General features: G+C 72.4%; 10 protein-coding genes and 1 pseudogene. 3 read left to right on the top strand and 8 right to left on the bottom strand.

The window, feature by feature from the left end; translation table 11 throughout:
• The first annotated feature begins 535 nt into the window (after nt 1-535).
• Nucleotides 536-1,927 (top strand): NADP-dependent succinic semialdehyde dehydrogenase, encoded by a 1,392-nt coding sequence (locus tag EJG53_RS05400; protein ID WP_125043881.1) that lies wholly within the window; start codon nt 536-538, stop codon nt 1,925-1,927.
• A gap of 20 nt (nt 1,928-1,947) precedes the next feature.
• Here EJG53_RS05400 and EJG53_RS05395 read toward each other — a convergent pair whose 3' ends face one another.
• The 5 genes from EJG53_RS05395 to EJG53_RS05375 form a co-directional block, all read right to left on the bottom strand.
• Nucleotides 1,948-4,104 carry a SpoIIE family protein phosphatase gene (locus tag EJG53_RS05395; protein WP_125043880.1) on the bottom strand — a complete coding sequence of 719 codons (2,157 nt, stop codon included), beginning with the start codon at nt 4,102-4,104 and terminating at the stop codon, nt 1,948-1,950.
• 260 nt (nt 4,105-4,364) lie between these two features.
• Nucleotides 4,365-5,639: an MFS transporter gene (locus EJG53_RS05390; protein ID WP_125043879.1), complete on the bottom strand. Its 1,275-nt coding sequence runs from the start codon at nt 5,637-5,639 to the stop codon at nt 4,365-4,367.
• The gene (locus EJG53_RS05385; RefSeq protein ID WP_125043878.1) at nt 5,636-6,781 is read right to left on the bottom strand and encodes a PLP-dependent cysteine synthase family protein; all 1,146 of its coding nucleotides are present in this window, start codon (nt 6,779-6,781) and stop codon (nt 5,636-5,638) included. Before EJG53_RS05385 ends, EJG53_RS05390 begins: the two co-directional genes overlap by 4 nt.
• 110 nt (nt 6,782-6,891) lie before the next feature.
• A complete protein-coding gene (locus tag EJG53_RS05380; RefSeq protein WP_125043877.1) occupies nt 6,892-7,329 on the bottom strand; it encodes a hypothetical protein in 438 nt (145 codons plus the stop codon).
• A 126-nt stretch (nt 7,330-7,455) separates the two neighbouring features.
• Nucleotides 7,456-7,725 (bottom strand): hypothetical protein, encoded by a 270-nt coding sequence (locus tag EJG53_RS05375; RefSeq protein WP_154806361.1) that lies wholly within the window; start codon nt 7,723-7,725, stop codon nt 7,456-7,458.
• A gap of 307 nt (nt 7,726-8,032) precedes the next feature.
• On the opposite strand from EJG53_RS05375, the pseudogene EJG53_RS05370 reads away from it, so the two are divergent.
• Together EJG53_RS05370 and EJG53_RS05365 are read left to right on the top strand one after the other, a co-directional pair.
• Nucleotides 8,033-8,534, top strand: a pseudogene (locus EJG53_RS05370) (transposase).
• A 120-nt stretch (nt 8,535-8,654) separates the two neighbouring features.
• Nucleotides 8,655-9,161, top strand: coding sequence for a DUF6624 domain-containing protein (locus EJG53_RS05365; RefSeq protein WP_125043875.1), 507 nt, complete (start codon nt 8,655-8,657; stop codon nt 9,159-9,161).
• Between the two features lie 52 nt (nt 9,162-9,213).
• Here the strand turns inward: EJG53_RS05365 and EJG53_RS05360 are convergent, their stop codons facing one another.
• From EJG53_RS05360 to EJG53_RS05350, 3 genes are all read right to left on the bottom strand, one after another.
• Nucleotides 9,214-10,305, bottom strand: coding sequence for an IS630 family transposase (locus EJG53_RS05360; protein WP_125043874.1), 1,092 nt, complete (start codon nt 10,303-10,305; stop codon nt 9,214-9,216).
• A 33-nt stretch (nt 10,306-10,338) separates the two neighbouring features.
• Nucleotides 10,339-11,592, bottom strand: coding sequence for a metallophosphoesterase (locus tag EJG53_RS05355; protein ID WP_125043873.1), 1,254 nt, complete (start codon nt 11,590-11,592; stop codon nt 10,339-10,341).
• Nucleotides 11,593-11,718: 126 nt separating this feature from the next.
• Complete coding sequence (locus EJG53_RS05350; protein WP_125049166.1) at nt 11,719-12,255, bottom strand: DUF1990 family protein; 537 nt, start codon at nt 12,253-12,255, stop codon at nt 11,719-11,721.
• Nucleotides 12,256-12,295 lie beyond the last annotated feature (40 nt).

The following is a 12,295-nucleotide window of genomic DNA, read 5'->3' as shown; positions in this document are numbered from 1 at the left end:
GGACGGTGCGTCGCCGAACGAACCGGACAAGCCACCCGAAGGAACGGGATGGGCGACCGGGGCGCAATCCGTCGCGCGTCCGTGCGATAGACCGGCGAAACCCGGGTACCGGGGCCGGAGAACCACATGCCGTCCGACCCAGGAGGTCTGCTGTGGAGCGGCAACCGACACCGCACCGTACGCGCGAGCCCGGGCAGGGGACCGAGCCCGTGCCGCCGACACCCACGCCGTCGCCGGGGCCCGGCGGGCCCGAACCGGGTCCGGGGCCCGGCCCCGTACCGGGGCCGACGCCGGGACCGCCGGTGCCCGGGCCGCCCGACCCGACACCGCCCGCGCCCACGCCGCAGCCCCCGACACCCAGCCCCGACCCCGTACCGCGCCCGCCGGGCCCCGACCCCGTACCGGAGCCGTCCCCGGCCCCCGGTCCGCTCACCTAGCCCGCGGCCGGCCCCGGCCACCGGCCCCGCGGCGGCCCCCCGGCCGCCGCGGCCCCCATCGCCCAGCCCGCCCATCACCCCACGGGAGGTGCATCCACATGGCCATCGCCACGGTCGACCCGGCCACCGGCGAGACGCTCAAGACCTTCGACGCGCTCGACGCCGACGCGATCGAGGCCCGGCTCGCCCGCGCCGAAGAAACATTCCGCAGCTACCGGACGACGACCTTCGCCGAACGCGGCGAACTGCTGCGCAACGCCGCCGGCCTGCTGGAGGCGGGCCAGGACGGCATCGCCCGCACCATGACCACCGAGATGGGCAAGCCGCTGGCGGCGGCCCGCGCGGAAGCCGCCAAGTGCGCGAAAGCGATGCGCTGGTACGCCGACCACGCCGCGGAACTCCTCGCCGACGAGGTACCGGACGCCGGTGACGTCAAGGACGCCGGGGCGTCCCGCGCCCATGTCCGCTACCGGCCGCTGGGCACCGTCCTGGCCGTCATGCCGTGGAACTTCCCCCTCTGGCAGGTGATCCGCTTCGCCGCGCCCGCGCTGATGGCCGGCAACACCTGCCTGCTCAAACACGCCTCCAACGTGCCGCAGACCGCGCTGTACATCGAGGACCTGCTGCGCCGGGCGGGCTTCCCCGAAGGCTGCTTCCAGACGCTGCTGGTCGGCTCCGGCGCGATCGAGGACATCCTGCGCGACCGCCGGGTCGCCGCCGCGACCCTCACCGGCAGCGAACCGGCCGGCCGCTCGGTCGCCTCCATCGCCGGTGACGAGATCAAGAAGACGGTGCTGGAACTGGGCGGCAGTGACCCGTACATCGTGCTGCCGTCCGCCGATCTCGACGCGGCCGTCCGCACCGCCGTCACCGCCCGGGTGCAGAACAACGGACAGTCCTGCATCGCCGCCAAACGCTTCATCGTGCACACCGACGTCTACGACGAGTTCGCGGTCCGCTTCACCGAGCGGATGGCCGCCCTGACCGTCGGCGACCCGATGGAGGAGAGCACCGACGTCGGCCCGCTGGCCAGCGAACAGGGCCGCGCCGACCTGGAGGAACTGGTCGACGACGCGGTGAACCGGGGCGCCGCCGCACTGTGCGGCGGCAAACGCCCGGAGAAGCTGACCGCAGGCTGGTTCTACGAGCCGACCGTGCTGGCCGGCATCACCCCCGAGATGCGCATCCACCGGGAGGAGGCGTTCGGCCCGGTCGCCACGCTCTACCGGGTCAACAGCCTGGACGAGGCGATCGCCACCGCCAACGACACCCCGTTCGGCCTCAGCTCCAACGCCTGGACCCGCGACGAGGACGAACAGCAGCGCCTGATCCGCGACATCGAGGCCGGCGGCCTCTTCTTCAACGGCATGACCGCCTCCCACCCCGCCCTCCCCTTCGGCGGCATCAAACGCTCCGGCTACGGCCGCGAACTGGCCGGCCACGGCATCCGCGAGTTCTGCAACGCGACGACGGTCTGGTACGGAGCGTAGAACCCCGCTGATCCCGCCCCCTAACCCGGCAGACCGAACTCGCACCACAGCGCCTTGCCGCTGCCCCGCGGCTCCGCGCCCCAGGCGTCGGAGAGGGCTTCGACCATCATCAGGCCGCGGCCCGAGGTGGCGGTCTCGCCGGGGGTGCGGCGGCGGGGCCAGCGGCTGGAACGGTCCTCGACCTCCAGGCGGACGCGGCGCCGTCGGCTGCCCGGGGGGCCGGCCGGCAGGAGTTGCACCGTCACCAGGGCTCCGCTGTCCGTGTGGGTCAGCGCGTTGGTGATGAGTTCGGTGGCGGCCACCTCGACGTCGTACGCGATCGAGCCCGCGCGCCACTGGTCCATCGTGCGCCGCAGCATCGCCCGTACCTCCGAGCCTCCGGACGGGTCCGCCTGGTGGACGTGGAGCCGGAGGCGCGGGGTGATGGTGGTGGTGCCGGCCGCCGGGGACCGGTGCAGCAGGACGAGGGCCATGTCGTCGTCGGAGCCGGACCGGGCCCAGAGCTGGTCGGAGAGCTGGTCGGCCAGTGCTTCCAGTTCGGCGGGGCCGTCCCGTACCGCGGCGGTCAGGGCGTCGATGCCGGCGGTGATGTCCTGGCCGGGCTGTTCCACGAGGCCGTCGGTGCACAGGAGGAGGGTGGAGTCGGGTTCCAGGAAAAGCTGGGTCTCGGGAAAGTGGTCCTGGCCGAAGGCGGTGGCCAGCCCCAGCGGCAGCCCGCCGCGTACCGGGTGCCAGTCCGTGTGCCGGGCCGCGTCCCAGACGAGCGGGCCCAGGTGCCCGGCGCGCGCCACGTGCAGCGCGCCGGATTCCAGGTCGGCCTGGACGTAGGTGCAGGTCGCGAACCGTTCGGTCTCCAGCTCGGCGAGGAAGCGGGAGGCGCGCACGAGCACCGTCTCCGGGGAGTGGCCCTCGGTGGCGTAGGCGCGCAGCGCGATGCGGAGCTGGCCCATGACGGCCGCGGCGTGCGTGTCGTGACCCTGGACGTCGCCCACGACCAGCCCGGTCCGCCCCTGGGGCAGCGGGATGACGTCGTACCAGTCGCCGCCGATGTCCCGCCCGGTGCTCGCCGCGTGGTAGCGGACGGTGACCTCGCCCCCGGCGATCTCGGGGACCCGGCGCGGCAGCATCGTGGCCTGCAGCCCGGTCGCGAACTCGCGTTCCTGGTCGAAGAGCATGGCCCGCTGGAGGGACTGGGCCACGACACCGGCCAGCGCGAGCGCCAGGTTACGGTCCTCCGCCGAGTGCTGTTTGGGCTCGGCGGTGAACAGGCCGAGCGCCGCGATGACACGGTCCTGCGCGATCAGCGGCAGGAAGACGGCGCTGCCGGAGGGGACGCGGTCGAGGTACGGGCGCAGCCGCGGGTAGCGGGCCACCAGTTCGCCGCGCGAGGACAGGAACGTGGCCCGCCGCGACAGCGCGGCGTCCGACAGCGGCAGCGTGTCGTCGAGCCGGGACGCCATCATGTCCTCGGGGGTGGCGCCCGGCAGGCCCGTGATGGCGATGACCTCGAAGCGGTCGTTGTCCACCAGCCCGAGGATCAGCGCGTCGGCGCCGAAACGCCGGGCGCCGCCCGTCCCGGTCAGGACCCGGGTCACGTCCGCGACCGACAGGGCCCGGGAGAGCGCCGCCGTGGTCTGCTGCACCATCGCGGTCTGCCGCTGCCGGTTCTCCTGGAGCGACCGCAGCAGCACGGAGTCGGCCATCTCCGTACCGGCTTCCCGGACGAGCCCGGTGATCCGGTACGGGCGGCCGTCCGCGTCCCGCAGGATGTGGCCCTGGGTGTGGGTCCACCGGGGCGCGCCGTCGCGGCAGTGGATGCGGAAGTACGCGCCGTACGAGGGCGCCCCGTCCTGGACGGCCTGGGAGATGGCCGCGTCCAGCCGGTACCCCTCTTCGGGCGGTACGCGGGCGGCGAGGACCGAGGGCTGTCCGTCGTACTCGTCCGGCCGCAGGTCGAAGACGTCCAGCGCGCACGCGTCCAGCTCCAGCGTCCCGCGGTCCAGGTCCCAGTCGAAGGTGCCCGTGCGGTTGAGGACGAGCCGTTCGCGCAGGTCGAGGGGGTCGGGTGGCGGGGCGGAGGGGGCGCTGTCCGGATCGGACCCCGGGTCGGGGGCCCGGGGCGGTACCCCGCGGCGCGGGTCGTAGCGGCCGGGCGGAGTGGTGTCCCGTCCGGTCATGTCCTGCGACGCTCCTGTCCCGCGGCCGGTGCGGACGTACGGCTGCCGGACGGGTCCCCCGGCATGGAGCGGGGACCGCACACCGGAGGCGCGCCGGTCCCGGCTGCCCGCCAGGCAGTCGGGACCGGCGACGCCGGGGCCACCACGCCCGCCGCTTCCCTGCGCGGCCCGCCGAAGGGGGACCATCGCAACCGGGAAGCGGCCATGCGCCCACGGTAGGACAGTGGTCCGCAATGCGCACTTCGAAGGGCTTACGGGGGTTATGTCGGTGACGCTCCGGCCGGTTGTGCCGGGGCGGGCCGCGGCTCTCGGCCCGGTGTCAGGTGGCCGCCGCGGGCCAGGGCGGCGAGGGCCGTCGCGCAGGCCAGGCCGGTCGCCGCCAGGGCGCTCCAGGTCAGCCAGCGGGCGTCGTGGCGGGCGGCGAAGTCCCACAGCGCGCCGGTGACGAGGTTGCCCACGGTGACGCCCAGACCGGAGACGGTGTTGTACAGGCCGTAGTGGGTGGCCACCAGGCGGTCTTCGGACAGCGCGACGACGATGTCCATCTCGAAGGGATAGACCACCGCGCTGCCCGCCGCGAGCAGGACGACGGCCGCGACGAGCGCGGCGAGGACCGCCACGGGCAGGCCGGACGAGGCGAACGCCGGCGGGAGGAAGGCGAGCCCCATGGCGGCCAGGCCGCGCACCAGGGCCTGGCTGGGACTCCACCGGGCCTTGGCCCAGCCCGTCAGCCGGAGTTGGCCGACGACGGTGACGGCCGCCGAGACGACGAACAGGCCGCTGGTGACCAGGGTGCCCCGGGCACCGAGGGCATCGGAGGCGGCCAGCGGCAGGGCGAGGTAGACCTGGAAGGTCAGGACGTAGGAGCCGATCATCGCCAGCGAGAACAGCAGGAAGGGCCGGTTCGAGGCGACCGCGCGCCACTGCGTGAGCACCCGCTCCCGGGTGGCGGGCACCGTGCCGCTGCGCCGGGGAAGAGCGCGCCACTGCAGCAGGGTGAGCGCGGCGAACACGGTCGCGGCGACCGTGCACACCAGGCGGAAGTCGGCGGTCAGCAGGGCCAGGCCGACGAGAGGGCCCGCGAGCATTCCGGCTTGGTAGTAGACGTTGAAGGTGGCGAAGGCGTCCACCCGCCGCGGGCCGGCCTCGTCGGCGAGGTAGGCACGGACCGCTGGGTTGAACAGGGCGCCCGCGAAGCCGGTCGCCGCGGAGGCGGCGATCAGGGCGGGCAGGTTGTCGACCCAGCCGAGCAGGCCGAAGCCGACCGTACGCAGCAGGCAGCCGGCCATGATGGGGAGCTTGTAGCCGACCCGGTCGGCGAGGGTGCCGCCGATCAGGAACATGCCCTGCTGCGAGAAGTTCCGTACGCCCAGGACGAGGCCGACGGCCCAGGCGGCCAGGCCCAGGGTGCCGGCCAGATGGGCGGCGAGGTAGGGCATGAGCATGTAGAAGGCGAGGTTGATCGCGAACTGGTTGGCCATCAGCAGGCGGGCCGCGGGCGGAAAGGACCGGGTCTGCTGCCACAGGTGCTTCATCGGGCGACTCCCGCGGGGGCCAGTTCGTCGCGCGTGGCGGGTCGGGTCGGGTCGGTGACGTGGGTGCAGCGGGTCCAGCGGGTGACGACCTGTCGGCCGGGATTGTCGATCTGGTCGGGATCTTCGGCGGGCAACCGGTCCAGCAACTGGTGCTCGCGGCCGTAGGCGTCGTTGAAGACAGTTCCCACGTAGCGTTGCGGTCCGTCCGGGAAGACGGCGACGATCCGTTCCTCGGCGGGCAGGGTACGGGCCAGCCAGCGGGCGGCCAGGGCGACGGCGCCCACGCTCCACCCGCCGGTGGCGTAGTGGTCGCGGGCCAGGCGCCGGGCGGCCCACACGGCTTCGGGCGCGGCGACCCAGTGGACCTCGTCGAAGAGGTGGTAGGCCACGTTGCGGGGGTAGATGCTGGAGCCCAGGCCGCGCATCAGGCGGGGCGCGGCGGGCTGGCCGAAGATCGTGGAGCCGGTGGTGTCGACGCCGACGACCCGCAGGCGCGGGAAGAAGCCGCGCAGGACGGACGCGACGCCCGCCGAGTGGCCGCCGGTGCCCACCGAGACCACCAGGGTGTCGATCCGCCCGAGCTGGGCGGTCAGTTCGTGGGCGAGCGGCGCGTAGGCGGCCACGTTGTCGGGATTGTTGTACTGGTCGGGGCACCAGGCATCGGGATGCGCGGCCAGCAGTTCCTCGACGCGGTGCCGGCGGGCCTGCTGCCAGCCGCCGACCGGGTGCGGGCGGTGCACGAGGTCGACCTCGGCCCCGTACGCGGTCAGCAGGCCCGTCATCAGGGGCTCCATGCCCGGGTCGGTGACGACGGTGACCGGGTGGCCGAAGGTGGCGCCGGCCAGCGCCAGACCGAGGCCCAGGGTGCCGGAGGTGGATTCGACGATACGGGCACCGGGCCGCAACTGTCCGCGTGCCCGCGCCTCGTGGACCATGTGCAAGGCGGTGCGGTCCTTGATGCCGCCGGGGTTGTGGCCTTCGAGCTTGGCCCAGAATCCCCGCCCGGGAGCGGTGAAGGGCTCGCCGATCCACAGGACGGGGGTGTCTCCGACGAGCCCGGCGGGGGTGTGCATCGGGCGCCGGGCGCCGGCCAGCAACTGGGCCGGGGAGACGGGTACGGGGGTGCGGGTGAGCTGGTTCATGGCGTGTTTCTCCTGCGACCGGCGCCGTGCGGCGGCGACCGGCCGTATGTCGGGGAAAGGCGGATCTGCTCACTGGCCGCGCCGGGAGACCGGCGCGGCCTTCGGAGCGATCAGGTCCGCCACACGCCGAGGCGGGCCCGCTCCTGCCCGGCCGCCGAGCGGCCGGGGTACGCGGGCGGCGACCGGTGGGCCGCCACGCCGTCCGGCCCGGCTTCGGCGAAGCCGGCCGGCACCGGACCGGGAACCGACGGCAGGGGAGAAGCGGTCTGCCGTGTCGGCTGCAGCGTCGGGCTGTCCGGCCCCGAGCAGAGCTCGGCACTGTCGTGCCCGTGCAGCGCGTGGGAGGCAGCGGCGTCCGTGAGCTGTACGGGCGCGCCCGCGCAGTCGAAGGCGGCTGCCGCGACGGGAGTGTCGACCTGTCCGCCGCCTGCCGGAACCGGCCCGTGCGCGCAGATCAGCACATGCGCCAGGGCAGCGAGCAGTACCAGGATCACCGCTCCGGTCCGGGACACGGAGCGGCTGGGCGGTACCGCACGGTCGGGCGTCATCGGCGGCAACAGTAATCGTTCATGCGCGGAAAAGGTGCGGCAGGCGCGCAGGTTGGCCCGATGTCGGCAGTGCCGTCCGTGCGGTCGCCCCCCGTGCCCCTTCGGCGGTGCTCGTGATCAGTACACCTACCGGACCGTCACGCTGGGCCCCTCGACCGAGGGATTCAAGGTCGTGTAGTTGTCGTCGTCATTCCATGGCCTGACGTTCACCGAGATACGCGGCGAGCCGTGCGGGCTGCTCAGGGTGGAGCTGTAGAGCCGGTAGGTCCCTGAACCCTGGAGGGAGAGGTTGCCGACCTTCACCTCACCGGCGCGCGTGGTGAACGTCGCCTCATGGCCGCCCGGTTCCCGCCTGGAGCGGGTTTCCTTTTTGAGCAGGAGATCGTGGCGAGTCATCACGCACTGCACGTTGTCCCCCCACCCTTCGGGAGCGTAGTACCAGACGCGTGTGGTCAGGATTCGCGGCCGGGGACGCTGACAGCCGTCAGTCACTCACCGGCTCGTGCGGGGACTCGCCGACCGCGCACGCCGTCGCTCCCCCCGGTACGAGCCCCACACTGTGCCGCTGACATGGGATGGCAGCAAGGGCAGGAAATCGCCACACGAGGCGTCTTCCTGCCCAGATGCCGGCTTCCTGAGGCTGCGGCTAGGGACTGTCCGGCGGATCTTGTGACTGTCCGACGATCCGACCGTCGCTCTGGTCATGGGGCTGGGGGATCTGACCAGGGAGGAGTGGATGCGGCTTGAGTCGCATCTGCCGAAGTCCGTTGGTCGCGGCGGGCGTTGGTGCGACCACCGGCAGATGATCAACGGGATCCTGTTCCGGGTCCGCACGGGAGTGCCCTGGTGTGATCTGCCGGAGCGGTTCGGGAGCTGGAAGACGGTTTACGAGCGGCGTCGGCGCTCACCTGGGCGGCGACAAGACGTACAGCTCCCGCCGCAATCGTCGCTACCTGTGCAGACGCCAGATCAAGCACACCCTTCCGGAGCCCGAGGACCAGCGGGCCGACCGGCGACGTCGAGGCAGTCAGGGTGGTCGGCCGGCGGGCTTCGACAAGGAGATGTACAGGCGCCGCAATGAAGTCGAGCGCACGGTCAATCGCCTGAAGCACTTCCGCGCCGTTGCGATGCGCTTCGACAAACGCGCCTACGTCTTCCACGGGACAGTCAGCGTTGCGTCGATCCGGCTCTGGCTCCGTGGATAGATCAAGTATCCCAAGATCCGGGCATGTCTGTCACCGTCCTCCGGGAGGAGATTTTGTCGCGATTCGCACACCTAAGGTTGCGGATGACCAGCGAGAAGCACGATCTGACGTGGAGTCGGGATGGCATCTGACATGGCCGCAGTGGCTGCGGCGCTCAACATGATGGTTGCGGCAGATCACCAGGCCGCGCGCTATGCGAACAGCGAAGACCCGGCGGAGCAGTTGGTCTGGCGGCGCTTGACGGCGCAACACGCGGACCGTCTCAGCGAGATCATGGATGCGCACGGATGGCCGACCGCAGAACTGGTCGGTGAGGACGCGGCCCGGGCCGCGTGGCTGATCGCGCAACACGCCGACCGGCAGCTCGACGTGCAGCGGCGCGCGTTGCGGCTGATGGAGCAGGCGGTGGCCGACGGCACCGCCAGCCCGCGAGATCTTGCCTTCCTGCGGGATCGCACCCTTGTGAACGAGGGGCGGGAGCAGATCTATGGCACGCAGATCGCCGGCGTGAAGGACGGCTCGCCGACTCCATGGCCCTGCGAGGAGCCCGACCGCATGGACGAGCGCCGTGCAGAAGTGGGAATCCCACCGTTCGCCGAGTACATCGCTCAGTTCTCCATCGCCTGAGTCACCCCGGCATCCGGCGGATCACGCTCACGCCTGATCCGCCGGACGGACCCTAGTGACCTGAGTCAGAGATCCGGTGGCAGTAGGCGGCGACTTTGTCGAGGATCTCGTCGGCGGATTTGGTCCAGAGGAAGGGGCGTGGGTGCTCGTTCCAGTCGGCCAGCCAGGCCCGGATGTCGCGTTCGAGGGCCTGGACGGAGCGGTGGACGCCGCGCTTGAGCTTCTTCTGTGTCAGTTCGGCGAACCAGCGCTCGACCAGGTTGAGCCAGGACGCGCTGGTGGGGGTGAAGTGCAGGTGGAAGCGCGGGTGCGCCAGCAGCCACGTCTTGACCGCGGGCGTCTTGTGCGTCGCGTAGTTGTCGAGGATCAGATGCACGCCGAGGCCGGCCGGGACCTCCTTGTCCAGCCTGGCCAGGAACTTCTTGAACTCCACGGCCCGGTGCCGGCGGTGCAGCGAGCCGAAGACCTTCCCGCTCGCCACCTCCAGGGCGGCGAACAACGTCGTGGTGCCGGCCCGGACATAGTCGTGACTGCGCCGCTCGGGCACCCCGGGCATCATCGGCAGGACCGGCTGGGACCGGTCCAGCGCCTGGATCTGCGACTTCTCGTCCACACACAGCACCAGGGCCTTCTCCGGCGGATCGAGGTAGAGCCCCACTACATCGCGGACCTTGTCGATGAACAACGGATCGGTGGACAGCTTGAACGTCTGCGTGCGGTGCGGGGCCAGGGCGAACGCCCGCCAGATCCGCGAAACGGCCGACTGCGACATGCCCGTGGCCGCCGCCATCGACCTCGTCGACCAGTGGGTGGCGTTCTTCGGCCTCTCCTCCAGCGTCTTGACGATCACCCGCTCGACATCCGCGTCGGTGATTTTGCGCGGGACACCCGGCCGCGGCTCGTCGCACAAGCCGTCCAGCCCGCGCTCCAGGCAACGGCGCCGCCAGGTGCGGACCGTGTCCGGGGCGATCCGCAGCCGGCGCGACACTTCCAGGATCGAGCGCCCCTCGGCACACTCCAGCACGATCCGCGACCGCTGAGCCAGCGCCTGAGCCGTCGTACGCCGACGCACCCAGCCTTCCAGCACAGCCCGCTGGGCATCAGTGACCGACAACGGCGCAATCTTCGGACCCGGACGACTCATACCCAACCAACGACGAATCTCCGACTCAGGTCACTAGCGGGCCCCCGCCGGCACCCCGGCCCCCGCCGCCACCGGCCGGGTGGTCCGCGTCCGGTGGGCGAGCCGGGCCTTCTTCGTGGCGATGTCGACCACGTACGCGTCGATCGTCATCGTCCCGGCCCCCGTCTTCAGGATCATGAACCCGTGCTGGGAGAAGTCCTGCCAGGCGGCGGGGTGGGTGAAGTGCGCCTTGCCGTCGCCCGTCTTGGCGGCGGCGCCGCAGACGAGCTGCCGGGTGCCGCGGGTGCGGTCGGTGGGCTCCAGGATCTGCAGGGTGTGGTCGTGCCCGGACATGATCAGGTCGGCGCGGCCGCACACCACCTCCTCGTACAGCTTCTTGAGGTGGATGCCGCTGGTGTAGTTCCCGATCACGAAGCCGTCGTACGAACCGGCGCTGCCGTGCTGGCCGTTGTTCAGGTAAGGGTGGTGGCCCAGGACCACCTTCCAGCGCGCGCGGGAGGCGGTGAGCGCGGCGTCCAGCCAGCGGCGCTGCTCGCGCATGTACGGGCCGTTCCAGTAGTAGTGCGGGTCGGTCTGCGCGACGTAGGAGGCGACCGGGTTGGTGTCGAGCGCGAAGAACTCGACGAGCGGCTCTCCTTGGGAGCCGTCCGCCGGGAGGGCGACGTTGTAGTAGCGGCCCGGCATGTACCAGCGGCGGGACGTGGCGGCGTACGCGACCTCGCGGTCACCGCGGGAGGGATCGCCGCCGCTGCCGGGTATCAGCCCCGAACAGTCGTGGTTGCCCAGCACCATCAGCCACGGCACGTCGATACCGGTGTTGGGCCGCTCGAACTTCTCCGCGAACTCCGCGTCGACGGCGGACTCCGGGCCGTTCTCGTAGATGTTGTCCCCGAGGCCGACCGCCAGCCCGACGTGCTCGGCGCGGCAGACCTCCGCAGCCGCCGCGGTGACCGCGTACTGCTCCGCGGCGCCCGTCCCGGCGTCACCGGTGATCAGGACGGCGTACTCGCCGGAGGGGCCCGGCGCGGACGGGAGCGGGAACCGACCCGGTGCGCCTGCCCGCGGCGCGGCGGCCGCGGGCTGCCGCGCCCCGAACGGCAGCGCGGCCAGCGCCGCTCCCGCCACCGCTCCGCCCAGCAGCGTCCGCCGGTGCACACCGCGCGCCGGGGCCGCCGTGTCCGGAGTGGCGGCCGGTACGGCGGCGCCGGCGGGGCCGGTGCCGGCCGTCCGCGCCCACTGGTCCTCGGTCAGGTCCGCCCGCGGCGGGATCAGCTCGTCGTCGCACATGGCTGGTTTCTCTCACGGGCCGCGGGGCAACTGGTGACGGAGCCATGAACGCCGTGTGGACGTATGGGAAGGAGGGCGTGGCGCGATTCCGGAGTGCCGGGGGAGCCGCGCCCGTCAGGTTTCCGGTCAGCGGTCGCGGCGGGCCAGCCGCCGCAGCGTCCGGCCGCAGTGCCGGGCGTACAGGCGCTGGAACACCGGCACCAGCGGCCCCGCCAGCCGGGTGTACCAGCGGCCCGGCACGCTGAAGGCCGTCATCGTGAACCACACCGCGCCGTCCTCCCGCATCTCGACCACGAACGACTCCTCGCCGCGCTGCGGGTGACCGGCCAGCGTGCCGTACGCGAAGCTGATGCGCTCACTCTCGTACTCGCTCCACACCACCCGGCACGGCGCCCACAGCCGCGCGGGGCCGAGCCCCAGCGCGCACTCCACCCGGACGCCGGGCGCGGCCTCCGGCGCCGAGGCCCGTACCCGTACGCCCGCCGCGCGGTGCATCCGGAAGGACGTGACCGCGTGGCCCGCGGCTTCGAGGACCGCGCGGCCGTGGCCGAGGTAGGTCGCCTCGTGCAGATGGCGGTATCCGCCGGGCAGCGGACGGTGGCGGGTGGCGCCTTCCTCGGCGTAGTTGAAGGGGCTGGGAGCGGCGGTGCTGCCGGTGGTCATGGGGGCCTGCTTCCTCGGGTGGCGGTGGATGCGGGTGGCG

The sequence above is a fragment of the Streptomyces chrestomyceticus JCM 4735 genome (genome assembly GCF_003865135.1).
Taxonomy (GTDB): domain Bacteria; phylum Actinomycetota; class Actinomycetes; order Streptomycetales; family Streptomycetaceae; genus Streptomyces; species Streptomyces chrestomyceticus.
The sequence above is the reverse complement of the archived record's forward strand: the minus strand, read 5'-3'. Positions and strand labels throughout refer to the sequence as shown.